Annotated in this window: 24 protein-coding genes and 1 riboswitch; of the genes, 9 read left to right on the forward strand and 15 right to left on the reverse strand. The window is 59.7% G+C overall.

Annotated elements, in window-relative coordinates:
- The first annotated feature begins 225 nt into the window (after positions 1 to 225).
- Complete coding sequence (gene mqnE / locus F4V43_RS00300) at positions 226 to 1,332, forward strand: aminofutalosine synthase MqnE (protein WP_150456242.1); 1,107 nt, start codon at positions 226 to 228, stop codon at positions 1,330 to 1,332.
- Between the two features lie 49 nt (positions 1,333 to 1,381).
- Positions 1,382 to 2,443, forward strand: coding sequence for an NAD(P)/FAD-dependent oxidoreductase (locus F4V43_RS00305; protein ID WP_150456243.1), 1,062 nt, complete (start codon positions 1,382 to 1,384; stop codon positions 2,441 to 2,443).
- A 33-nt stretch (positions 2,444 to 2,476) separates the two neighbouring features.
- Here the strand turns inward: F4V43_RS00305 and F4V43_RS00310 are convergent, their stop codons facing one another.
- Entirely contained in the window at positions 2,477 to 2,731 is a 255-nt protein-coding gene (locus F4V43_RS00310) for a YuzB family protein (protein WP_150456244.1), read from the reverse strand.
- A gap of 80 nt (positions 2,732 to 2,811) precedes the next feature.
- Here F4V43_RS00310 and F4V43_RS00315 point away from each other — a divergent pair, with 80 nt between their 5' ends.
- The 4 genes from F4V43_RS00315 to F4V43_RS00330 all read left to right on the forward strand — a co-directional run bounded on the left by F4V43_RS00315 (position 2,812) and on the right by F4V43_RS00330 (position 5,108).
- Positions 2,812 to 3,054, forward strand: a complete 243-nt coding sequence (locus F4V43_RS00315) for a NifU family protein (protein ID WP_150456245.1) — start codon at positions 2,812 to 2,814, stop codon at positions 3,052 to 3,054.
- A 202-nt stretch (positions 3,055 to 3,256) separates the two neighbouring features.
- A complete protein-coding gene (locus F4V43_RS00320) occupies positions 3,257 to 3,847 on the forward strand; it encodes a TetR/AcrR family transcriptional regulator (RefSeq protein WP_223879724.1) in 591 nt (196 codons plus the stop codon).
- A complete protein-coding gene (locus F4V43_RS00325) occupies positions 3,844 to 4,353 on the forward strand; it encodes a flavodoxin family protein (protein ID WP_150456246.1) in 510 nt (169 codons plus the stop codon). Before F4V43_RS00320 ends, F4V43_RS00325 begins: the two co-directional genes overlap by 4 nt.
- Complete coding sequence (locus F4V43_RS00330; protein ID WP_191089411.1) at positions 4,350 to 5,108, forward strand: flavodoxin family protein; 759 nt, start codon at positions 4,350 to 4,352, stop codon at positions 5,106 to 5,108. The genes F4V43_RS00325 and F4V43_RS00330 overlap by 4 nt, the downstream gene beginning before the upstream one ends.
- 10 nt (positions 5,109 to 5,118) lie before the next feature.
- Here F4V43_RS00330 and F4V43_RS00335 read toward each other — a convergent pair whose 3' ends face one another.
- The 13 genes from F4V43_RS00335 to F4V43_RS00395 form a co-directional block, all read right to left on the reverse strand.
- Positions 5,119 to 5,988 carry a MetQ/NlpA family ABC transporter substrate-binding protein gene (locus tag F4V43_RS00335; protein ID WP_150456247.1) on the reverse strand — a complete coding sequence of 290 codons (870 nt, stop codon included), beginning with the start codon at positions 5,986 to 5,988 and terminating at the stop codon, positions 5,119 to 5,121.
- A gap of 60 nt (positions 5,989 to 6,048) precedes the next feature.
- Positions 6,049 to 6,717, reverse strand: a complete 669-nt coding sequence (locus F4V43_RS00340) for a methionine ABC transporter permease (protein ID WP_150456248.1) — start codon at positions 6,715 to 6,717, stop codon at positions 6,049 to 6,051.
- Entirely contained in the window at positions 6,717 to 7,733 is a 1,017-nt protein-coding gene (locus F4V43_RS00345; RefSeq protein ID WP_150456249.1) for a methionine ABC transporter ATP-binding protein, read from the reverse strand. The genes F4V43_RS00340 and F4V43_RS00345 overlap by 1 nt, the downstream gene beginning before the upstream one ends.
- Before the next feature lie 106 nt (positions 7,734 to 7,839).
- A riboswitch (SAM riboswitch) is annotated at positions 7,840 to 7,986 on the reverse strand.
- Positions 7,987 to 8,047: 61 nt separating this feature from the next.
- The gene (locus F4V43_RS00350; RefSeq protein ID WP_150456250.1) at positions 8,048 to 8,752 is read right to left on the reverse strand and encodes a Cthe_2314 family HEPN domain-containing protein; all 705 of its coding nucleotides are present in this window, start codon (positions 8,750 to 8,752) and stop codon (positions 8,048 to 8,050) included.
- 76 nt (positions 8,753 to 8,828) lie between these two features.
- On the reverse strand, positions 8,829 to 10,610 hold the full coding sequence (locus F4V43_RS00355) for a UbiD family decarboxylase (RefSeq protein WP_150456251.1): 1,782 nt from the start codon (positions 10,608 to 10,610) through the stop codon (positions 8,829 to 8,831).
- Positions 10,611 to 10,651: 41 nt separating this feature from the next.
- The gene (locus F4V43_RS00360) at positions 10,652 to 11,554 is read right to left on the reverse strand and encodes a hypothetical protein (RefSeq protein WP_150456252.1); all 903 of its coding nucleotides are present in this window, start codon (positions 11,552 to 11,554) and stop codon (positions 10,652 to 10,654) included.
- Positions 11,555 to 11,822: 268 nt separating this feature from the next.
- Positions 11,823 to 12,170, reverse strand: coding sequence for a thioredoxin family protein (locus F4V43_RS00365; RefSeq protein ID WP_150456253.1), 348 nt, complete (start codon positions 12,168 to 12,170; stop codon positions 11,823 to 11,825).
- A 117-nt stretch (positions 12,171 to 12,287) separates the two neighbouring features.
- Positions 12,288 to 13,913 (reverse strand): polysaccharide biosynthesis protein, encoded by a 1,626-nt coding sequence (locus F4V43_RS00370; protein WP_150456254.1) that lies wholly within the window; start codon positions 13,911 to 13,913, stop codon positions 12,288 to 12,290.
- A gap of 79 nt (positions 13,914 to 13,992) precedes the next feature.
- Complete coding sequence (locus F4V43_RS00375) at positions 13,993 to 14,478, reverse strand: DUF456 domain-containing protein (RefSeq protein WP_150456318.1); 486 nt, start codon at positions 14,476 to 14,478, stop codon at positions 13,993 to 13,995.
- Positions 14,479 to 14,484: 6 nt separating this feature from the next.
- On the reverse strand, positions 14,485 to 15,234 hold the full coding sequence (locus tag F4V43_RS00380; RefSeq protein WP_150456255.1) for a Cof-type HAD-IIB family hydrolase: 750 nt from the start codon (positions 15,232 to 15,234) through the stop codon (positions 14,485 to 14,487).
- Between the two features lie 33 nt (positions 15,235 to 15,267).
- The gene (locus F4V43_RS00385) at positions 15,268 to 17,409 is read right to left on the reverse strand and encodes a peptidoglycan D,D-transpeptidase FtsI family protein (protein WP_150456256.1); all 2,142 of its coding nucleotides are present in this window, start codon (positions 17,407 to 17,409) and stop codon (positions 15,268 to 15,270) included.
- A 56-nt stretch (positions 17,410 to 17,465) separates the two neighbouring features.
- Positions 17,466 to 18,605: a transglutaminase domain-containing protein gene (locus F4V43_RS00390; protein ID WP_150456257.1), complete on the reverse strand. Its 1,140-nt coding sequence runs from the start codon at positions 18,603 to 18,605 to the stop codon at positions 17,466 to 17,468.
- Between the two features lie 19 nt (positions 18,606 to 18,624).
- The gene (locus F4V43_RS00395) at positions 18,625 to 19,080 is read right to left on the reverse strand and encodes a hypothetical protein (protein WP_223879725.1); all 456 of its coding nucleotides are present in this window, start codon (positions 19,078 to 19,080) and stop codon (positions 18,625 to 18,627) included.
- A gap of 209 nt (positions 19,081 to 19,289) precedes the next feature.
- On the opposite strand from F4V43_RS00395, the gene F4V43_RS00400 reads away from it, so the two are divergent.
- From F4V43_RS00400 to F4V43_RS00405, 3 genes are all read left to right on the forward strand, one after another.
- On the forward strand, positions 19,290 to 20,522 hold the full coding sequence (locus F4V43_RS00400; protein ID WP_150456258.1) for an MFS transporter: 1,233 nt from the start codon (positions 19,290 to 19,292) through the stop codon (positions 20,520 to 20,522).
- A gap of 99 nt (positions 20,523 to 20,621) precedes the next feature.
- On the forward strand, positions 20,622 to 20,744 hold the full coding sequence (locus tag F4V43_RS19945; RefSeq protein WP_263406083.1) for a hypothetical protein: 123 nt from the start codon (positions 20,622 to 20,624) through the stop codon (positions 20,742 to 20,744).
- Between the two features lie 235 nt (positions 20,745 to 20,979).
- Positions 20,980 to 21,330 carry a DNA primase gene (locus F4V43_RS00405; protein WP_150456259.1) on the forward strand — a complete coding sequence of 117 codons (351 nt, stop codon included), beginning with the start codon at positions 20,980 to 20,982 and terminating at the stop codon, positions 21,328 to 21,330.
- 81 nt (positions 21,331 to 21,411) lie between these two features.
- Here F4V43_RS00405 and cyoE read toward each other — a convergent pair whose 3' ends face one another.
- Positions 21,412 to 22,344, reverse strand: coding sequence for a heme o synthase (gene cyoE, locus F4V43_RS00410; RefSeq protein ID WP_150456260.1), 933 nt, complete (start codon positions 22,342 to 22,344; stop codon positions 21,412 to 21,414).
- Positions 22,345 to 22,461 lie beyond the last annotated feature (117 nt).

The following is a 22,461-nucleotide window of genomic DNA, read 5'->3' on the forward strand; positions in this document are numbered from 1 at the left end:
CCGCCCTGCCGGCCGGTTCAGGTCTTCCCGGGTCAGCGGACTGTCTGGGTCGTCAAACATCGGATAGTATTCTCCTAGCCTATCCTCCTAATCTGTTCTTCGCTTCTTACTCCTCCGGCTCCCCGTCTCTCGCGGTTGCCCGCTTGACTGGAGGAAGAGTATAATAGGGAGGGCGTCAACATTGTTCGATAATTTGTCACGCACTACCTTCAGGAGGAAGAAGATATGTCCACACTGATTACACCAAGCACGGATGCCCGCATGGCGGAGATCATCGAGAAGGTGCACAGCGGCGTCCGGCTCAGTCTGGAGGACGGCGTCTATCTGTATGAGAGCAACGATCTGCTCACGATCGGCCAGCTGGCCAATGAAGTGAACCGCCGCAAGAACGGCGACAAGGTGTATTTTATCGAGAATATGAGTCTCTACTTCACCAACGTGTGCGAATCCCGCTGCGCGTTCTGCAATTTCCGCAAGGATGAAGGCGAAGAGGGAGCGTATACGCTCTCCGGCGAAGAGATGATCCAGTACGTCGAGCAGCATATTCATCCCGGCGTGCGCGAATTCCATATTGTCGGCGGGCATAACCCGCATGTTCCGTTTCAATATTATGTCGATTCGCTGCAGGCGCTGCACGACCGCTTCCCGGATGTGACGCTGAAGGCCTACACGGCCGCGGAGATCGACTTTTTCACCCGAATTAGCGGCCTGAGCATCTGCGAAGTGCTGGAGAAGCTCCAGGCGGCGGGACTAAAGTCCCTCACCGGCGGCGGCGCTGAAATTCTGTCCGATCATTACCGGGAAAAAATGCACGTCGACAAAGCCGGCGTGGCTGAATATCTGGAAGTGCACCGCCAGGCGCACCGGCTCGGCATGAAGACCCACACTACCATGCTCTACGGGTCGATTGAATCCCGCGAGGACCGGATCAAGCATATGCTGCAGATCCGCGAGCTGCAGGACGAGACCGGCGGCTTCATGGTGTTCATTCCGCTGTCCATGCAGCCCAAGAACAAGAACGCAGGCATCATGCGGCGCAACTCCGCCTTCGAGGACCTCAAGACCATTGCCGTGAGCCGGCTGATGCTCGACAACTTCGACCATATCAAGGCTTACTTCATCAACATCGGTCCGCAGCTTACCCAGGTGGCCCTCAGCTTCGGCGCCTCTGACGTACACGGCACCATCCTCAAAGAGCGCATCAGCCATTCGGCCGGAGCGCTGACGCCGGAGGGTCTTACCCGCAAGGAACTGATCTGGCTCGTCAAGGGCGCAGGCAAAATCCCGGTTGAACGGGACACGTTCTATAACGAAATCAAAGTCTATGAGTAAGCTTGCTTGCGAATCAGAATAATCGATTTCGAAAGGATGTTCGGTCAGCATGCGTACACTGCTTGTTCTAGGCGGCGGCTACGGCGGCCTTGCCCTTATCCAGGAACTGCTACAGAGCCATCTTCCGCACGATCTTCAGATTGTCCTGATTGACCGGATGCCCTATCAGGGCATCAAGACCGAATACTATGCGCTTGCCGCAGGCACCGTGGCCGACCACAGCCTGCGGATCGCATTCCCGGAGCATCCGCGGCTCAGCGTCCGCTACGGCGAGGTCGAATCCATCGACCTCGCCGGCAAGCAGGTGCTGCTGGCAGACGGCGAGCAGGTTCCCTATGACCAGCTCGCCATTGCCCTCGGCTGCACTGACAACCACCACGGGATACCCGGCGCTCCCGAGCATACGTGCAGCATTCAGAGCATGGCCGGCACGCGCGAGACCTACCGGCGGCTGAACAACATCAGACCGTACGGAAACGTGAACATAGTCGGCGGGGGATTGAGCGGGGTGGAGATTGCGGCCGAGCTGCGCGAGAGCCGGCCGGACCTCAACATCACGATTCTGGACCGCGGCGAGCGGGTTCTGTCCGCTTTTCCGGCCAAGCTCTCCCAATATGTCGAGGAATGGTTCAACGAGCATCAGGTGCAGACCCGGGGACGGATCTCCGTCTCGCATGTGGAGGACGGCGCCGTCTATAACGGGAGCGAAGCCATTCTCGGCGACGTTACGGTATGGACGGGCGGCATTCAGCCGGTCAAGCCGGTGCAGATGCTGAATCTGCCCAAGGACCGCGGCGGGCGCATACTGCTGGGCGAGTATTACGAGGTGCCGGATTATCCGGAGGTGTACGTCATCGGGGACTGCGCCAGTCTTCCGTTTGCGCCGAGCGCACAGGCGGCGGGCGCGCAGGGCGAGCAGGTTGCGCAGGTGCTGCGCGCGCTCTGGAAGAACGAGACCCCGCGTCTGGGCAAAATCCGGCTGAAGGGTACGCTCGGCTCCCTCGGCAAGAGCGAAGGCTTCGGCCTGCTCGGTTCCCGCTCCATGATGGGCCGCGTTCCGCGCATCCTCAAGAGCGGCGTGCTCTGGATGTCGAAGCGGCATTTCGGATAGGCGAAGCCGCCCTTGCCCGTAGCCGCTCCCGTTCTAGTCCAGATCGAGCTCCAGCCAGGCTTCGGCTTCCCGGATCTTATCCTGAATCGCCTGTTCAAGCTCCGGCACGGAGCCGGCGGCGACGATCTCGCCGTTCACCATTGCGAAGAAATCGACGCGGCACTGGTCGCAATTGCCGAGGCAGCCGTACTCGACGACGTCGAAATCGGGGTTCTGCTCCAGCTTGTCCATCAATTCTTCGGTCCCGTGCCCGATATTGTTGACACAAAATTCAATAATCGGTCTCATATTATTCTCCTTGAATGGGTAACCATTTTATTTTTTAAGCTTTTGTACTATAATAAACGTACGAAAGGAGCGATTGAGAAATGAATGAGAATACAATCTCCAAGTACGATGAAGTGCTGGAAGTTCTGGATAAATTGCGTCCGTTCCTGCAACGCGACGGCGGCGACGTCGAACTGATCGATGTAGAGGACGGAATTGTGAAGCTGAAGCTGATGGGAGCCTGCGGCAGCTGCCCAAGTTCCACGATCACGCTGAAGGCCGGTATCGAACGCGCCCTGATGGAAGAAGTCGAGGGTATTGAGGACGTCGTTCAAGTATTCTAAAGCAAGCCCGGTCCTCAGGCCGGTGTCCCGCACGCGGGATGCCGGCTTTTTTGCGTTCTCATGCCGGTGTCCGTCCGCTGCAAGGGTCATTATATCATAAAATCATTTCTTCTCCATGCAGCCCTACGGCGCACAGATAAGTCATTGACAGTGCTAAAATATTCCTGTATCTTGACAATGTCAAGATTGAGGAGGCTTCAGAGTGAAGGAAGGAAGTTATCATCACGGCGATCTGCGCAATACGCTGATCGAGAACGGCATCGAGCTGATCAACGAGCAGGGCATCGGCGGCTTCTCGCTGCGCCGGATCGCGGCGCGGTGCGGCGTCAGCCATGCCGCTCCTTACAGCCATTTCAAGGATAAGGACGATCTGCTGTCCGCCATGGCAGAGCACGTCACGCAGCAGTTCGCCGACAGGCTGCGCAGCGCGGTGGAAGCCGCAGAGGAACCGGACAGCGAGCTGGAACGGGTAGGGACAGCGTATATTGCCTTTTTTGAAGAGCATCCGGCCTACTTCCCCTTCTTGTTCTACCATTCCGGCATTGATATTCACGTGAACGGCGAAACGGATGTGCATGCGGCCTATCCGCCGTTCGAGGTGTTCCGGGGTACCGCACGGAGGGCCTTCCGGAAGACGGGACTTCCCCCGGAGCGCGATGCGAGCATGCTGATGGCCGTCTGGTCATCGGCTCACGGCATCGCTTCGCTGATTACCGCGCGCCCTATTCATTACGCCGGCAATTGGCGGGAGATTTGGCAGGTCATATTGCAATCGGGAGGACAGAGCCAATGAGACTGATCGTACATGATTTGACCGCAGCACAGACGGCGGGGTGGCTGGATCAGGAGAATGCCGGGCAGGATTCGGAGATTCTGAACGATGACGGCACCATGCGCCACTGCGTCGGCTGCTTCGGCTGCTGGGTGCGGACCCCGGGCACTTGTGTACTCAAGGATAACTACCGGCATCTCGGCCGGCGCCTGGCCGACTGCGGCGAGCTGGTGCTGGTCAGCCGCAATGTCTACGGAAGCTACAGCCCGTTCGTCGCCAACGCGTTGAACCGGACGCTCTCCTATGTGCTTCCTTATTTTGCGGTCCGGAACGGCGAGACGCATCATGCGCGCCGCTATGAGACGCGCTTCCGGTTCACGGTTCACTTCTATGCCGAGGACATGACCGCGGACGAGATTGCCGCCGCCCGCGCTCTCGTTCAGGCCAACGCAGTCAATATGGGCGCAACCGATACATCCATTCTCTTCTATGACCGCATAGAAGACTTACGGGAGGCTTGGGCATGAGAATCGCGAGAGTCAACGGCAGCCCCAAGGGCGGCAAGAGCAATTCGGGCATTTTGCTGGAGAAGCTGGCCCCTCTTCTGGAAGACGGCGGCTGCGAGCTGCCGCTGTACCGGGTGGGCCCGAAGCCGTTCGGAGAAGAGCAGTACCGGGAACTGTACACGGCGGATGCGCTTGTGCTGGCGTTCCCGCTGTATTTTGACGGCATCCCTTCCCACTTTCTGCGCATGATGGTCGGAATGGAAGCCTGGGTGAAGCGGCAGGGCACACCGCCGGCGGAAGCTCCGGGCTCTCGCCCTCTTCCGGTCTATGTCCTTGTGAACAACGGCTTCTATGAAGGAGGCCAGTGCCGAACTGCAGTCTCCATTGTGCGCAATTGGTGCGGGCGCTGCGGCTTTCGCTTCGGAATGGCGGTGGGGTTCGGCGCGGGTGAAATGCTCGGTTCCCTGGAGAAAGTTCCTCTCGGACGCGGCCCGCTGAAGGATCTGGGGCAGGCGCTGGAGGCTCTCGCTTCCGCAGTCCGGACGGGGGCAGCCGGAGAATCCGTCTACCTCTCTCCGAACTTCCCCCGCGTTGCCTGGCGTCTCGCCGCCACCTACGGCTTCTGGCACCCCCAAGCGAAGAAGAACGGGCTGAAGGTGAAGGATTTGAAACGGCGGCCAGAACCGCTTCAGGAGGGAGAGTCCTTCTTCCCCAACAGCAAAAATCCCGCCGCTCTTCAGAGCGGACGGGACGATTCAAGCCGTATGAACGGATGATAGACCTGGATTAGAACGCAGGAATAATGGCGCCCTGGTATTTGTCTTCAATAAACTTCTTCGCTTCCGGCGAAGTCAGGGCCTTGGCCAGCTTCTGGATGGCATCGGAATCCTTGTTGTCCGGGCGAGCCACCAGCAGGTTGGCGTACGGCGAATCGCCGGATTCGATGAACAGGGCATCCTTGGTCGGATTCAGCTTGGCATCCAGCGCGTAGTTGGTGTTAATGAGCGCGAGATCCACTTCATCCAGCATGCGCGGCAGTGTAGCGGCCTCGAGCTCGACAATCTTCAGGTTCTTCGGATTCTCGGTAATATCGGATTTCGTGGACAGAATATTGGTGTCGTCCTTCAGCTTGATCAGACCGTTCTTCGCCAGCAGAATCAGCGCGCGGCCGCCGTTGGTGGCATCGTTCGGGATGGCGACCTTGGCTCCGTCCTTCAGTTCGTCCACGGATTTAATCTTCTTGGAGTAAGCGCCGAACGGCTCGACATGGACGGCTACCACCGGCACCAGATCGGTTCCGTTCTTCTGGTTCTGGTCGTCCAGATAAGGCTTGTGCTGGAAGAAGTTCGCGTCCAGCTCTTTCTCGGCCAGCTGTGTGTTCGGCAGCACGTAGTCGGTGAATTCCTTGATCTCCAGCTTCACGCCCTCGGCTTCAAGCTGCGGCGCAATGGCTTCCAGAATTTCGGCATGCGGCACGGAAGTGGCGCCGATCACGAGCTTGACCGGCTCGGTGCTTGGAGCCGTGCTTGGACTGGACGACGAACCGGCGGCCGGCGATGTGCTGGCCTCCTTGTTGTTGCCGGCATTGTTGTTGCCGCAGGCGGCCAGAACGACAAGCAGAACGAGACTGAGCAGTGACAACGAGATTTTCTTCATGAATAATTCCCCTCTTCTCCTAGGTTAATTCAATAAGGATCTCTATATATAAGTTGAACCTTATCTACGGGTATAATGCCGGACGAGCCGGTCGCCGATCATCTGAAGCAGCTGCACCAGGATGACCAGCAGTGCGATCGCAACGAGCATGACTTCTTCTTCATAGCGCTGATAGCCGTAACGGATAGCCAGATCGCCGAGCCCGCCGCCTCCGACCATGCCGGACATTGCCGTATAGCTGACCAATGTAACTACCGTAATGGTAATGCCGGCCAGAAGAGACGGCCGCGCTTCCGGCAGCAGAACACGGAAGACAATCTGCGGCGTGGAGGCGCCCATCCCCTGCGCCGCTTCAATGACGCCCCGGTCCACTTCACGCAGCGAAGTCTCGACCAGTCTCGCGAAGAAAGGCGCCGCTCCGATCACGAGAGCGGGAATCACGCCGAGCACCCCAATGGCAGTGCCCACAATCGCCCGGCTGACAGGAATCAGCGCAATCACGAGAATGATGAACGGCACGGACCGCAGAATGTTCACCAGTACCGAGAGCAGCGTGTAGACCGCCCGAATGGCCGGTGAAGAAGATCGTCCCCATAAATATAGCACAATTCCGAGCGGTAAACCAAGAATTATTGTAAAAACCGCAGAGGCTCCCATCATCTTGAGCGTATCCAGCGTGCCTACCCACATTTCATGCCAATCCACCAGCGAAAAATCCAGCTCTCCCATCAGTTCAGCACCTCCACATCCAGACCCTGCCGGGTCAATTCGGCCATCGTCTCTCCGATGGCTTCCGCCGGTCCCTCGAAGCGCACGGTCAGCTGACCGTAAGGCTCTTCCTTAATGGTACCGATCGTCCCCTGCAGAATGGCAAAATGCACCCCGGTCCTGGACGCCGTTCTCGACAGCGTGGACTCATAGGTCCGCGAGCCGATGAACGTAATCTTCGCCGCCTTGGAACCGTCCGCTCCTCCGGCGGCGATGGCCGCCTGGAGCGGTCCTCCGTCGCGCGCTTCGCTGCGGATGAATTCCCGGGTTACGTCATGCTGCGGCTTCAGGAATACTTTCGCCACTTCGCCCTGCTCCACGATGCCGCCGCCGTGGATAACGGCGACCCGGTCGCAGATGCTCTGGATCACGTGCATCTCATGCGTAATCAGGACAATCGTCAGTCCGAACCGCTTGTTGATGTCCAGCAGCAGCGCCAGAATGGAATCCGTCGTCTGCGGGTCCAGCGCCGAGGTCGCCTCGTCGCAGAGCAGCACATCCGGTTCGCTGGCCAGCGCCCGGGCGATGCCGACCCGCTGCTTCTGTCCGCCCGAGAGCTGGGCGGGATACTTGTCCGCGTGTTCGGCGAGACCGACCAGACTCAGCAGCTCGTTCACCTTCGTCTCCACGGCCTTGCCGGGCGTGCGGGTCAGCCGCAGCGGGAACGCAATATTGTCATAGACGGTCGCTGACGACAGGAGGTTGAAATGCTGAAAGATCATGCCGATCTTGCGGCGCCGCTCCTGCAGCTCGCGTCTGCCGAGCTTAGTCAAGTCGATTCCGCCGACGCGAACCTCTCCTTCCGTCGGCCGCTCCAGCAGATTGATGCAGCGGATCAGCGTGCTTTTGCCGGCGCCCGAATGTCCGATCACTCCGAAGATTTCCCCCTGGCGAATCGACAAATCCACGCCCGAGAGCGCGGTCTGGGCGGCTGCGCCCCGTCCGTATACTTTGGTTAACCCTTTTAACTCAATCATCCTGCTCCTCCTCTTGCTCCATGCCGCACCTCAAAAAAAGCCTCTTGCGGATTCCGTCGCCAGAATCGCAAGAGGCTGTTGTTCCATTCAGAATAGCTCCAGCCCTCTCTCATCTGCGCACGTTCCGGAATGTCCGTCCTGTGCAGGAATTAGCACCATGACACCTTCTTCCAACCGCGCCTTGTGCGCTTGTTGTCCGAAGATCGGTTGCCGGGCTTCATCGGGCCTATCCCTCCGCCGCTCTTGATAAGATTGGTGTATGAAATTGGTGATCTTAGTATAGAGAAGGCCGCGGATTTTGTCAAAAGGAAATTTCAGCTATGCCGCTGGTTCCCCATATACCGGTAGGCGGCTGCCAAGGTCCGGCAGACCATCTCAAGCCCTTGCCGCAGATCCTCCAGATGGCCGTCCAGATCCTCCAACGCAATCCGTTCCTCAAGTCCCTGGTGCCGCTGCCACAAATCGTCCTGCATTTCCGAGTTCATATAGTGAATCTCGGCGTTCCGGCGTTTCCGCAACTTCTGCAGCGCATCGCGGTATTCCTTCCGGATGCCTTCCAGCTCGTCGGACAGGTCGGCAAGCTCCTTGCGCGTCCGGAGCTGCCGAAGCACCGTGAAATACGAGAAATGCGGCTTGAGCGCCGAAGTGCAGAGATCATACCGGCTGTTCAGCACCGTACCAAGCTTGTCCAGCAGGGAGAAGACCCGGATGAACCCGTTCTTGTAAAAATACACATAACGTGCGTACTCGCCCTGCTCGTCGGGCGTCATTTCGTCCACGAATCCCGCCCGGACCGAGCGGCGGAAATGAGCGGCGGCGAACCAGCTCTGCTCCAGCTCGTCCAGAGACGTAATCAGCCCCCGGGTCCAGATCTCGATCTCCCGGGATTCATGGTTCCGGTCTCCCTGGCGGTTCATCTCCTTGCGGAGCGCCGCCGCCTGTTCGGCCATCGCGTTGATGGCATCGGCCAGCGGGCCCTCGTTCACGCGCGGGGCTTCACCCAGCAGTATGCGCAGCATCGGTCTTCCTCCTTAACGGTTCGTAGTGGGGGTAGAGGCGGTGAAGCAATCAGCTTATCTTGCCCGAATCGGCGCCCTAAGCGTTCCGTCCGTTCGGAAAATACTCCTTCCATCTCCGGTCGACGGTCTCCACGATGTCCTCCCGCGGGAACAGCTCGTCCGGATAACCCGGCTTCATGCGCGCGTCGATGACGATCGGCAGCTTGTAGCCGATGTGATGATGCCGCACGGTCGACTCCGCGTAGATGTCGGTCGCTGGGTTAAACCGCGTGAACACCGTCCAGAGGAAAGAGGTCTGTGTCCGGACCGTCTCGGCGGCGTTGTCGACCAGGATAACGAGCGGCCATTCGGTCTCCCCGGCCTGAAGCGCCGGAATCAGCCGCTCGGGCAGGTCGGGGTCCTCGGTGTAGGACGGTCCCGAGACGACGAGGCAGCCGCCGCAGTACACCTTGGCGTCCGCGATGCCCGGCAGGTTCCCGCCTTCAAAGACCCGCGGCAGCTCACGGATCTTGGCGCCGACGCCCATCATGACGCCCTTGCTGCCGTGGTTCATCTTCTGGCCGGTGTAGTCCAGCGTATCATGCGACGTCTTGTTGAAGATGAACAGATCGACCGCCGGATCGAAGCGTTCCAGCACCGTCTCCAGCAGATGCGGCCAATCGGCGAGATCAACCGGCTGGTTCGTCAGAACGAGGAACTTGGTCAGCGACAGCTGGCCTTCGCCCAGAATGCGGAAGGCCGAGACCAGCGCCTCGCGGGAATAGCTCTCCCGGACTACCGCGGACGCCAGCGTGTGCGAGCCCGATTCGGAATACGCCCAGAGCGAGTGCACCGACGGCATCACTAGCGGGTAGGCCGGAGACAGCAGCCGCTGGAGGAAATCGCCGAGGTAATAATCTTCCTGGCGCGGCTTGCCGACGATCGTCGCCGGGTAGATGGCGTCCTTGCGGTGCCACATGCGCTGCACATGCATGACCGGAAAATCATGCTTCAGCGAGTAATAGCCGTAGTGGTCGCCGAACGGACCTTCAGGCCGGCGTTCATGCGGCGGCACCAGGCCGCGGATCGCAAACTCGGCTTCCGCCGGAATCCGGTGTCCGCCCATCGGGTCCTTGACCATCGGCAGCCGGCCGCCAAGAACCAGGGAGGCCAGCAGCAGCTCCGGCATGCGCTCCGGCACCGGCGCGATTGCCGTAGCCACGAGCGCCGGCGGGCCGCCGACAAAGACCGATACGGGCAGCGCCTCGTTCCGAAGCTCCGCTTCGTGGTGGTGGAAGCCGCCGCCTTTGTGAATCTGCCAGTGTACGCCGGTCGTGCTGTCGTCGTAGATCTGGATGCGGTACATGCCCAAATTGTGATCTTTCGGGTTGGACGGGCTCTCCGTGTAGACCAGAGGCAGGGTCACGAACGGCCCTCCGTCCTCCTGCCAGCTGGTTACCCGCGGCAGATCCTTCAGCGGGTCCTGGTTCCGGCAGACGCCGAGCACCGGCGCTTCTCCCTGCGGCACATTCTTGATGCCCACCTTCAGGAGATCCCACAGCAGCCCCTTCTCCTTCCAGACCGCCATGGGCGTAGGCGGCAGCAGCGTCTCGACCGCGCCCATCATCCCCTTCATCAAGGCCTCCGGCCGGGGTCCGAACGCCTGATCCACGCGTCTTACCGTGCCGAACAGGTTAGTGGCCACCGGGAACGGCGTTCCCTTCACGTTCGTGAACAGCAGAGCCGGGCCTTCTTCCGCAATTACCCGGCGGTGTATTTCAGCCAGCTCCAGATACGGATCGACCGGCGCATCGATAATCGCCAGGTCCTTGTCCTTCTGCAGCTGTTCAATCCATTGTCGCACATTCGCGTATCCCAATATGGTTCCTCCTCAAATCCTTCTCTATCCGCCGCTTCGGGTCAGCCGAAACGGCCCGTTGACGCCCGCTCATCCAGGCAGGCGATCACGCCGAACCACCCGGCCAGCAGAAGAGCCTGGCCTGCCAGAGCCAGACGGTGCAATCCTTCGTCTGCCGCGAACGCGGAAGCTGCGAGAGCCAGCAGCTGCATGAGGCTTAGCAAGGCAGCCGCCAGTCCAAGTCTTCGCAGCCCGGGGCGGCCCTGGCCGTAGTTCCAGAACGCCAGATGGCCTACCAGCGCAGCCAGCAGGAGCAGCAGCAGCTGTGCGGCGAGGTGAATCCATACCATCCGGTTATCTCCGGACCCTTCGGGGATCGCCTGTCCTCCGCAGAACGGCCAGCCGGCACAGCCGGACGGCGTGCTGGCGGATTGGACGTAAGCGCCGATATAGACGGCGACATAGGCGTATACGGCTGTTCCCCGCACCAGGTTGCGGAACGGGCGGGGAAGCGCGGCCGGAACCCCCGGCCCGGCTGCACACGCATGGCCAGCGGAAGCGCCGGGCTCGCCTGCGCCGCGCTCTTCCCGGACAAGTCTGCGCAGCCTAAGGTTCAAATGCAGCGTGGCCGTGAACGCAGCCAGCAGCAGCACCGGAAGCAGCGCCTGGACGGCCGACGGCGGCTCTGCGGCGCCAAGAAGCGCCGCGAGGATGCCCTGCGCGGCCGCGAGGCTGAGCGCCAGGCGGGCCCGCTTCCGCAGAGAACGGCGGTCCGGGGCGTTCCAGCCCCGCACCGCCGCAGCGGAAACGGCCGCCAGCAGCGCCGCCAGCACACTAGCGGCCAAGCCCGCACCGGAGATCAGCGTCTCCCCGCTTCCTTCTCCGCCCGCTGCATGGCCCACCAGCGCGGCGATTATTATCAGGCAGGTCAGTCCGCTCCAGCTGCTCAACTGCCTCAACGTCATGGTTCATCCCGCCTGTTCAAGGTTTCATTGATTCGAGAAATTACGACAAATCTAATGCGTTTCCATTATAACCGATAATCTCGGGACCGGCATCCGGCAAATCTGAAATTTGAATGTTCTCCGGGACCGGAGCGCCGCGCTTCCGGGTTCTATCGGTCCCCTGAACACAGCAAAACGGGGGCCCGAAGGCCCCCGTTCATACCTTTTGGCGGATGGGCACCATCCGCCGTTCGCCTGCTTCCGGCAAAGATCAGACCCGCCGGGACGGTCAGGCCTTCTCTACGGCTTCATATACTTCGACCGCGCGGTCCAGGAAGCTCTCGATCTCTTCCCGCGATTTGCGCAGCTTGTTGACGAAGCGCACCAGCTCCCGGCCTTCCGTGTAGGCCACAAAGCTCGGAATGCCCAGAATGTTCTGCTCCTGGCTGACATCGCCTACAGCCTCCACGTCCACTTCGACCAGCGTCAGCTTATCGGCATAGGCGGCCTCGACCTCCGGCATGAAGGGATCAATGAACTTGCAGTCTCCGCACCAGTCGGCTTTGAATACCACTATGGTCAGACGGGGCGACACGATCGCCGAACGAAACTCCTCGGGAGATTGAATGGCCTTCATACGTCATCTTCCTTTCGTCTGGAATGGGATTCCCTCTAGTGAAGCAAAACGGAGGAAGGAAGTCAACTCTGTCGGACTGTCTTCCTTCCCTTTCCTTCCCTTCCCGGCCCTGCATGTCTACTCTCCCCGTACCCGCGCCGGTTGAAGCTTCATGAGCGGCCGGAGGAGACGCTGCACCTTGCCGGGATAGCTCTCCAGCTCCTGGCGGCTCAGCGCGCCGAGCACAATCAGCAGCACCAGATAGACGAGAACGACCCCGCCTCCCACCAGCAGACAGGTGATAAGGTAGGCGATCCGGTCGGGCATGGCTCCGGTCAGCAGCAGCCCCAGCTCGTTCAGACCGAAGCCGACCGCTGCCGCGGCCAGCACCGCCGCACCGTAGCGGCCCCAGCGCCCTCCCATAATCTCGAAGGGAACGATCGATTTGAGGAGCCGCAGATTGAGCAGGGTGATGACAATAAAGCAGAGCGCCGTAGCGAGAATAATGCCGTAAATGCCGATGAACCGGCTCAGTACGATGCTTCCGACCAGCTTGACGGTAATGCCGGCCAGCACGTAGAACATGGAAATCCGCGATTTGCCCATTCCGAGCAGGATGGAGTTCGAGGTCGTCATCGAAATTTGAAATATCGTGCCCAGTGTCAGCAGCGCCACAATGCCGCTGCCTTCCGGGGTCTTGAACAGCAGGCCGTTGACCGCATAAGCGGCGATGACCAGCGGGAGCACGATCGGCGTCCCGGTCAGTACCGCGATGCGCAGCGCCATCGTCATCTGGCGCTTCAGATGCTTCTCGTCCCGGCGGGCATAGGCCGCAGAGATGACCGGAATCAGCGACGTGCTGAGCGCAATCGCCAGCACGGGTGGAATCCCGGCGATGCTCTGGGCTTTCTGCCCCAGGATCGACAACAGCCCCTGCGCATCCGCTTGGCCAACCTGCCCTTCCAGCAGCGGCACCACGAGCGACGAGTCGATCATATAGACCGCCTGAATCGTCATGGAAGCCAGAACAATCGGAATCGACAGGCTGAAAATATTTTTATAGATGCCCAGCATAGGAAGCTTGGCTTCCTCCTGCCCGTACCTCAGCCGGTCGGCGGCATCCTCGCGCCGGAGTTTCACGGCAAAATAGATCATCACGCCAAAAGCGGCCACGCTTCCGAGTACGCTGCCGAACGAGGCCCCTGCGGCCATCACCGAATTGCTGTAGCCCTGGCGCATCAGAATGAAGGCAAGCAGAATGGCCGTAGCCACGCGGGCAATCTGCTCCACAATCTGCGAAATCCCGCCGGCCGCCATGTTGTTGCGGCCCTGGAAATAGCCGCGCATCATCGCGATGGTCGGGAAGAGCAGCAGCGCGGGCGCAATCGCCCGGATGGCGGACGTACTCTCCGGCACGCCGGTATGCCGGGCATACACCGGAGCGGCTATGTACAGAATCGCGCTCATGACCACGCCGATCCCGGCGCCGAAGTAGAGCGCCGCCCGGTAGACCTGGCGCGCCTCTCCGGGCCGGTTCAGCGCGTAGCGCTCGGACACCATTTTGCTGAGCGTACTGGGAATGCCGGCGGTCGCCAGCGTCAGCAGCGTCAGATATACATTGTTCGCCTGGACGAATGCGGCGTTGCCGGTATCGTCGAAGATATGCTCCAGCGGCACGCGCTGGAAGATGCCGAGCGCCCGCGCGACGAGCGCAGCGGCCGCCAGAATCAGGGTGCCTTTGATAAAGGATTCCTTCTTGGACAAACGTTTCGCCTTCTTTACATTAAAATAGCTCCCTTGTGACAAGGGAGCCGGAGGGTGCCCCGCGGAACATGGCCGGAATTCAGAAGCGCCAGATCCAGATGAAGAACAGAATAATCATGGCGAGCTGCAGGAGGATTTTGACCACCGTGCTGGTCAGCAGGCCAAGGAGCGAACCCCAGCCGACCTTAAGCGCCTTCTTAATATCCGAACCGGCCAGCAGCTCGCCGACCAGGGCGCCGATCAGGGGACCCAGAATCAGGCCGAAGGCCGGAATTACGAACGGCCCGGCAATGATGCCGATCGTACTGCCGATGACGGAGGCGCGGGAGCCTCCGAATTTTTTGACGCCCCAAGCCCCGACCACATAATCCGCGATGAACAGCGCTGCGACGATGACGGTCTGCACCGTCCAGAACACCGGTCCGAACGAACCGAACGAGAAGAACCAGCCATAGACGAAGAAGGCAAAATAAATCGCCAGCGCGCCCGGCAGGATCGGATAGACCGCACCCGCGAGGCCCACCAGGAACAGTGCAATAATCAATAACCAGCCCAGTACGGTCATCACTCGTCACTCCCCGTTTCCAAAAATAAACCTGCGCACCACTTCAGCAATGCCGTCCTCGTTGTTGCCCGCGACCACAGCGTCCGCTTCCTGCTTGACGGTCTCCTGGGCATTGCCCATGGCTACGCCAAGTCCGGCCTGCTGAATGACCGCAAGGTCGTTCAGACTGTCTCCGACCGCAATGACCTGCGACATCCCGATGCCGAGCAGACCGCAGACCTCCTGGATTCCCGCCGCCTTGTTGATGCCGAGCGGGTTAATCTCCAGATTATACGGCGAAGAATTTGTAATTTCCAGCCCCCCCATATCCTCCAGCGCGAGAAGCACTTGGTGGCGGATGCCGTCGTCTTCGGTATAGTAGCCGAACTTCAGCCATTCCTTCTCCAGGATGTCATTCACCCAGTTCTCCCGGTTGTGCACCCTTTCCGTCGAATACGCCCAGAACCAGATTCCATGCCGGACCGCCAGCGCATGCATCTGCTCGACAAGCGCCGGGTCCATCAGCGAGCGGCGGTAGATCTCATGGGGAGCGCGCCAGACTTCGCTGCCGTTCACCGTCACCATCGGCGTCTTCAGCCCAAGCTGCTCGGCATAGGGGTAGGCGTTCTGGAAGGAGCGGCCGGTCGAGAGGCACACATGCACCCCCTTCTCCACCGCCCGGGTAATCCAGGCGACCGTCTCGGGCGTTATAATCTGCTCGTCATTCAGCAGCGTTCCATCCATATCCAGCGCCAGCAGGCGGTAGTCGGTATTCAAATGGCTCCACTCCGTTTCTTCTGTAGGTGTCGTCTAGTGCGTTCCGCCGCCGGCGTCAGTTCCGGCCGTTGCTGCGCCTTCGCCGCCTTCCGCCGCAGCCTTGCTCGTCTGCAGCGTCTTCTTCGGCACGCCGTCCAGCCCGTATTCCCAGTCATATGCGTCAAAAATCTTCCGCGCCACCGGGGCGGCGCTGCTCGATCCGAATCCCCCTTCGGGGATAATCACGGCTACAGCCAGCTTCGGATTCTCACGCGGGGCATAGGCGATGAAGACGCCGTTGTCGATGACCTGCTTATGACCCTTGGACCAATATTCCTGCTGAGAGGTCCCGGTTTTTCGAGCAAAATCATAAGGAAAACCATTGAACGCATCCACTTTCGTGTTCATCCCAACCTTAACTTCATTCCAGTAGGAATCTTTCATTTCAACGGTGTTAAGGACGGTCCGCCCGAATGTCTTCACCACGTTCCCGTTGGTATCCGTGATCTTGCTGACCATATTCGGTTTAATCCGGACCCCTTTATTAGCCAAGGTCGCCGTGTACTGGGCAAGCTGAAGAGCGGTATACTTGGCCTGCTGACCAAAAGAGGCATACACGATGGCGGCCTGTACGCTGCCTGCCGACTTTAAATCAAAGTAATCGATCTTGCCCCTGCTCTCATTGGGAAGGTCAACCCCGGTTTCGACGCCCAAGCCAAATTGCTTCATATATTTATCCCAGACATTGAGGCTGTCCTGATCGTTATTGTACTTTCGATACAGCTTCTTCGCGATCTCATCCACCATAAAGACGTTGGAGGATTTTTCGATGGCCGTTCTCGGATACAGGGAACCATAGGCATGATTGGAGGAGTTTCGCACCTTCGTCTCATGACCGGCTTTGCCGAATTCAGTAATGCCCGTGTCGTTATATACAGTAGAAGTCGTGATGAGTCCCTCATTTAGACCCACCAGTACGCTGAGCGGTTTGATGGTTGAACCCAGCAGAACTAAGGACTGGAACCCATGCCCGGAGCGGCCCGAAGCATTTGGAGTAATCGTGCCGTTCTGGAAATAGGTCTCAATCTGCTTATACACGGCTGTACTCATTGTCCCGCTGGCCCACGCGTTCGTATCATAATCCGGCATGCTCGCCATCGCTACGATATTGCCCGTATCGACTTCCATGGCTACCGCGTAGCCGGTTGTGGCGTTTGGATGCAGCTCGCCCTGCACCGGATTCGTGTGCAGCCACTTGATCTGATCCGTGATCGCCTGCTGGGTCTTCTGCTGGATGCTCTTGTTAATCGTGGAATAGACATTATTGCCTTTGACCGGCGGAACGGTTCCCTCAATATTCTCCGCCATATTCTGCGGATTTACGGCGACCTCCTGGTAGCCGTTCTTGCCGCGAAGCTCGCGCTGATATTGAAGCTCCAGCCCGTCGAAACCGACGAGCTCGTCGTCTTTATACGAGAGACCCGGATCGGCATCGACCTTCTTCATGGCAGTGAGAACATTCTTGTAGATGTTCTGACTGTTCGAGTTCTTGAACAGCTTGACGTATCCGACCGCCTGGACTGCGGTCTGGTCGGTGTCATAATGGCGCGCATTCTCCTCGACGATCTCCAGTCCCGGGAACTCGTTCTTATGTTCCAGGAAGTAGGCGACCTCCTTGTCATTAAGCCCCGCCTTGACCCGTCTCGGCGTATAGCCGTTGAACTTCTTGTAGTTCATATCCAGCGACTCAATGACATCCTTCTCGGTTATCGGCGTATCCTGCTTATCGCCGTATTTATTGAAGACCGCCACCAGATCGGCAGCCAGCTTCTGCACATTCGCCTTCGCTTCCGGCGTATAATCGACCTTCTTCGTCTTCTTGTCCGTCTTCTTGGCCGTATATTCCGTCGTCAGCGTGATATAGAGCGACTGCACCGGCGTGGAATAGGCCAGCTTCGCTCCGTCCGCCGAGAAGATCGTGCCGCGCAGCGCCGCCAGCGGAACCTTCTTGACCTCCCGGTTCGTCTCCACTTCCGTCAGAGTCGGACCCTCCACGAACTGGAGCACGGCCAGCCGGATGATGATGACGCAGAAAATGACAAACGTGCTGAAGAAGAAAATATTAATCCGCAATCCCTGCGTATTCTTGGCCGGGGCCTCGTCCGGCGAGTTGCCCTGCTTCCGGAAAAAGCTCACTTTCCCCTCTCCTTTGTTCCCAAGTATTGAAATGTCTCCATTCTATTCTGCGGGCCTCACAGCACGCTCTCCTGAACATGGGTCTTGTCAAAATCCTGCGGATCGAACCAGTTCCCGCTCTGAGCCCAGGTCGGGTCGAGCGGGACCCAACGCTGCTGCTCCGCCAGGTAGACTTCATTCCAGGCATGGGGTCCGTACCCGCCGCGGCCGTCATAGCCGCGGCCGGTAACAACCCGCACCTGCAAGTTCTGGGAGCGGGCCATGACGGCATACAGACGGGCATAGTCAATACAGACGCCTTCGCGTGTATCGAAGGTATCCTGCGGCGTCTGCTCCTTCCAGATTCCGTTCTTCTCGTAATTCTCCGCTTTGGCGTGATCGTAGGCAATTCGGCTGCCGACCCAATCGTACAGAAGCCGCGCCTTCTCTTCGTCATTCTTTCCCTTGCCGGCGATCTGGCCCGCCGCTTCCGCGATGGAAGCCGAGATGTCCCGGTCCACAAGATCGTACTTGCGCCGGAGAATCCCGTCCATCTCGGAGGCGAACGTTCTCGTCAGGACCGGCAGGCCCTGACGGACCGCCCGTCCGCCCAGCGGCTCGATGAGCGCATCCGCGCTCTGCCGGTAGACCGGCGAAGATTCCACATACCGGGCGAAGCCGGTATCCGGACCGAGGCCGGCCGCGACATAGAGCAGCGCGACGACAACTGCGCCGCGAACCGCGCCGATGCACAGCCCGATGCCCGCGCCGCCCAGCGTTCCGGCCAGCGTGCGCCGTGCAGGCGCGGCGCCGAAGCGGCGGCCGCGGCCCGGCTGCGGCACACGCAGCAGGGCAAGCAGCAGACGGATCGCCATGCTGCACACCGCCGTCAGCAGCAGAAAGCGCAGCAGCGGCGAAGCCGACAGCGACGACAGTGACGTGTAATAGACAACCTGCCAGCCGGACAGCTCGCCGGCCGGAGCCGTGCGCCCTTCCGCCCACGTCTTGACCAGCGGGGACAGCAGCGCTGCGGAGATCAGCGCTCCCGCCAGAGAGGCCGCCGTCAGCAGTCCCGAGCCCAGGAGACCGAGCAGTCTTCCCGCAGACCGGCTGAAGCCGCGGAAGGCACCCTGCAGGACGGACAGCAGCACAATGGCCACGAGAACAACCGTGACCCAGTTGCCTGCCCTGAGACTCGACAGCGCTTCGTTCAGCATGAACCCGATGCCCCTCTCATCAGGAGCCGGCCGGAGCCGGATGCTTCCGCGCTTCGTCAATGAAGCCTTTCAGCGTATCGGTAACGTTCCATTTGCCGAGACTGACGCCCCGGAACGTCACATTCACTTTATCGTCTCCCGCCGCTCCCGTTACTTTCAGGTTCGGAGTCGTAATGACGAAGGTTCCGTCCCCGTTGGACGTATAGACGGCATCGCGCGCCTCCTTCAGCATAACTTCCTGGGCCTCGGTCTTCAGCGTATCGACCGTGCCGTCCGTCACCTTGCTGACGGCTCCGCCGATTTGATCTATCGTAATTCCGCTGTAGATGAACAGCCCCGCCACAATAAGGATGACGATTGCCCATTTCAGCATTGTTTTGACCAGATTGATAACTGCGAACAGCAGCACAAGCGCGACGGCTATAATAATCCAGTTCTCGCGCAGGAACTGTGACCATACTTGTGTGTCGAACAAACTCGAAACAGCCCCCATTCCATTCAATTCATGTCATTGTTCCTATTATACAACATCGAACCCTATAATTCATTGGCTCTTGAAAGAGTAACAACACTGTAGCTTTTCAGGACGCAGGCAGCCCGATGTCCGGACATAACCCGGCCCCGTCCCACGTACAGTACAAGTATCAGCCGGAAGAATCCGGCCCGAAAGGAGCGTTCATGCCGATGAGAACCGCCCTGTGGCTCTATCTGTTCCTGTTCTTCGCCTTCTTCGATATCCACGCCCAGTATCCGATTCTGACGCCGTTTGCCGTCTCGCTGGGCGCGGGTCCGGCGCTGATCGGCTGGATGATGGGCATGTATTCGCTGACCCATTTGCCCGGCAATCTGCTCGCCGGCGTACTGATCGACCGGCGCGGCGGCCGCCGCTATATCGTCGCCAGCCTCATCGCCGCCGGCCTTATTCTGCTGGTTCAGGCGCATGCCAGCCTGCCGTGGCATCTGCTCCTGCTGCGGGCAGCCAGCGGGTTCGCCCTGGCGTTCCTCTCGCCCGCCTGCATGACGCTGCTCGCTTCCCTCTCGAGCGACCGGGAGAAGCAGGGTCGCTACATGTCCGGCCACGGCATCGTCCATACCCTGGCTTCCGTCGTCTCGCCGGCGGCGGGCGCCTACATTGTATCCCGCGCAGGTTTCTCGGGAACGTTCCAGAGCCTGGGCTGGCTCATGGCCGCCACCGGTGTGCTGGCCTATTTCAGCATCCCCGCCCGAAGAGTTCCGCAGCCTCTTGCGCACTCCGAAGCGGGAGATGCGTCTTCAGGCGCGGCTGCCGCCGGTAACGGTCCCGAATCTGCCGCCGCCATCTTGCCCCCAGACCCCGAAGAACGGGAAGGACGTCTTCCCGTTCCGCTGCGCGTCCTGTTGCTGCCTTTTCTGATCTCCTGCTCCCAGGGTATGCTGTTCTTCGAGCTTCCCCTGTCGCAGATGGGAGCCGGAGACGGCATGGTGTCCACCGGCGTTCTGCTGTCGCTGATGAGCGCAGGCGCGCTGGTTACTCTCAGCCTGCTGTTCCTTAACCGCTTCTCTCCTGCGCCGAGAATGGCATCCGCCCTGCTTGGACTCGCGGCCTGCTTCTTCGCGCTGGCGGCCGTTCCGGCCCTTCCTGCCGGGGCCGTGCTGTTTCTGCTGGGCTGCGCCAAAGGCATTTTGTTCCCGGCCCTGGCTACCTTCTTTATTTCGCTGGGAACGGAAGGGCGCATGGGGCGCATCTTCTCGCTCCAGTCCATTGCCATGTCGCTCGGCTCCTTCGCCGGCCCCGTAGCCGCCGGCCAGCTCCGAGCTTATGTCTCCCCGTATTTTCTGGCCTTCCTGCTGGTCATGACGGCGCTTATGCTGCTGCCGCGGGCCGCGGCGTGCGGACGCGACTTCTTCTTGGCCGGCCCCGATGGACGACCCGCCTAAAACTTGAGCGGCAAATTGGGCAGCGGCACAAACACCTCTCCGCCATTTCCATATGATAAGGATGTAAACACCCACTGCAGACGAAAGAGGTGAACTTGCATGTCGAACCCTTGCTGCCCCACTCCTTCGCCGGCTCCCGTAGCTTCGCTCTACACTTCGACCGGTGTTATCCTGGTGCTCTATATCCTGCTGGTAATCATCCTGAGAACGTTCTGGGTATAGATTTACCCAAGTCTTTCCGCCAAAAAAAGCCTGGTCCCGCACGAATCGTGCCGGGCCAGGGCCCTTTTTGGCGTGGAGACCCAAGCAGCGAAGCGCACGGAGTCACATCCCGACATTTCCCGGGGAATGATCAGCGGCGTTCAGCCCGTTGGCGATTACGGGCAAGCTTGGGTACAATAAAGGACAAAACCCGCGGAAGTTCCATCCGCCCCGAAGACGGAGGTGTTCCAGGAGTATGTCCATCGTCATTATTGTAGAAGGCAAGAACGACCGAAGCCGGCTGCGCCGCGTACTCCGGCCCGAGATCGAGATTCTGTGCACATTCGGTACGCTTAATTCGCTCAAGCTCGAGGGGCTGCGCCGTGCGGTCGGCTCGCGCGACGTATACCTCTATTTGGATAACGACAGTTCCGGCCGCAAAATCCGCAGCATGCTCCGGGATGTCTTCCCGGATGCCGAACATATCTATACCCGCCGCGGATATGCCGGGGTGGAGGGAACGCCCGACGAATATAATCTTATTCAACTGGAAAAAGCCGGACTTGAGGAATTCCTCATCTACCCGGAGGCTCCGCCCTATAGTTGAACATACAAAGGCCTGTCTCCGGCATTCGCGGGAACCGCGAAACGGGACAGGCCTTTAGATCCGGGCGCCTTCCGCTCCCGCTTACAGGGGAGTGGTATTGAGGACAAGGGCGATCAGACTCAGCGTCAGGTAATTAATGGAGAAGAAGAAGTTCTGCTTGGCCCAGGCATCGTCGTCCTTGGCGCCGAGCCCTTTCAGTGTCAGGTACAGCCAGGCCAGAGACAGCAGGAGAGTAATGATCAGGTAGTAAATGCCGGCGTATCCGTAGGCGTACATCAGCACGGGAACCGGCAGAAGAAGCGCCACATACGGAATCATCTGCAGCTTCGTGCGGCGCACGCCCTTGACAACAGGCAGCAGAGGAAATCCCGCAGCGCGGTATTCTTCCTTGCGCCGGATGCCGAGCGCCCAGAAGTGCGGAGGCTGCCACAGGAACAGCATAGCGAACAGCAGCCACGCTCCGAGGTCCACCTTGCCCGTAACGGCGACATAACCGATGACCGGAGGCATCGCGCCGGAGATTGCACCGACGGAAGTGCTCCAGGTGGACGTCCGCTTCAGCCACAGCGTATAGACGACGACGTAGACGAACATGCCCAAGATGCCGAACAGACCGGCGAGCACGCCGGACCCGAGAAAGAGCGTAGCCAGCCCGGCTGCGCCCAGAGCAGCGCCGTACAGGCGGACGACCTGGGGCTTCAGCCTGCCGGCCGGCAGGCCGCGCTTCTTCGTCCGGTCCATTTTAGTATCGAGATCCCGGTCAAAATAGTTGTTGAATACGCAGGCCGAAGCCATAACCAGCATCGTGCCGATCAGCGTTACAATCAGTTGGCCGTACTGTACATGCCAGCCGGAAGCCAGCCAGAAGCCGGCAAAGGCGGCGATGAGATTCGAGCGGATGATGCCCGGCTTGGTCAGAGTGATGAAATCACGCCATGTGGCGTTCTCCGGCGGCAGCTTGGCGGACACCGCCGCGGAATCGGAAGAGGCTTGGTATCTCCATTGATTATCCACGTTCAGGTTCCTCCTTGGTATAACAATTATCATGAATTTTTGAAAATAACGGCCTCTCGCTGTTAACTTTATCATATCAAACAGCCGATGCTTTTGACAGAGACCGCCTTCTTTGTT

The organism is Paenibacillus spiritus, assembly GCF_008710135.1.
Lineage (GTDB): Bacteria > Bacillota > Bacilli > Paenibacillales > Paenibacillaceae > Paenibacillus_AQ > Paenibacillus_AQ glufosinatiresistens.

Bases quoted from the DNA above. Each gene is read 5' to 3' on its own strand.
- mqnE (WP_150456242.1), top strand. From the start codon at position 226: ATGTCCACACTGATTACACCAAGCACGGATGCCCGCATGGCGGAGATC.
- F4V43_RS00305 (WP_150456243.1), top strand. From the start codon at position 1,382: ATGCGTACACTGCTTGTTCTAGGCGGCGGCTACGGCGGCCTTGCCCTT.
- F4V43_RS00310 (WP_150456244.1), bottom strand. From the start codon at position 2,731: ATGAGACCGATTATTGAATTTTGTGTCAACAATATCGGGCACGGGACC.
- F4V43_RS00315 (WP_150456245.1), top strand. From the start codon at position 2,812: ATGAATGAGAATACAATCTCCAAGTACGATGAAGTGCTGGAAGTTCTG.
- F4V43_RS00325 (WP_150456246.1), top strand. From the start codon at position 3,844: ATGAGACTGATCGTACATGATTTGACCGCAGCACAGACGGCGGGGTGG.
- F4V43_RS00330 (WP_191089411.1), top strand. From the start codon at position 4,350: ATGAGAATCGCGAGAGTCAACGGCAGCCCCAAGGGCGGCAAGAGCAAT.
- F4V43_RS00335 (WP_150456247.1), bottom strand. From the start codon at position 5,988: ATGAAGAAAATCTCGTTGTCACTGCTCAGTCTCGTTCTGCTTGTCGTT.
- F4V43_RS00340 (WP_150456248.1), bottom strand. From the start codon at position 6,717: ATGGGAGAGCTGGATTTTTCGCTGGTGGATTGGCATGAAATGTGGGTA.
- F4V43_RS00345 (WP_150456249.1), bottom strand. From the start codon at position 7,733: ATGATTGAGTTAAAAGGGTTAACCAAAGTATACGGACGGGGCGCAGCC.
- F4V43_RS00350 (WP_150456250.1), bottom strand. From the start codon at position 8,752: ATGCTGCGCATACTGCTGGGTGAAGCCCCGCGCGTGAACGAGGGCCCG.
- F4V43_RS00360 (WP_150456252.1), bottom strand. From the start codon at position 11,554: ATGACGTTGAGGCAGTTGAGCAGCTGGAGCGGACTGACCTGCCTGATA.
- F4V43_RS00365 (WP_150456253.1), bottom strand. From the start codon at position 12,170: ATGAAGGCCATTCAATCTCCCGAGGAGTTTCGTTCGGCGATCGTGTCG.
- F4V43_RS00375 (WP_150456318.1), bottom strand. From the start codon at position 14,478: ATGACCGTACTGGGCTGGTTATTGATTATTGCACTGTTCCTGGTGGGC.
- F4V43_RS00390 (WP_150456257.1), bottom strand. From the start codon at position 18,605: ATGCTGAACGAAGCGCTGTCGAGTCTCAGGGCAGGCAACTGGGTCACG.
- F4V43_RS00400 (WP_150456258.1), top strand. From the start codon at position 19,290: ATGAGAACCGCCCTGTGGCTCTATCTGTTCCTGTTCTTCGCCTTCTTC.
- F4V43_RS19945 (WP_263406083.1), top strand. From the start codon at position 20,622: ATGTCGAACCCTTGCTGCCCCACTCCTTCGCCGGCTCCCGTAGCTTCG.
- F4V43_RS00405 (WP_150456259.1), top strand. From the start codon at position 20,980: ATGTCCATCGTCATTATTGTAGAAGGCAAGAACGACCGAAGCCGGCTG.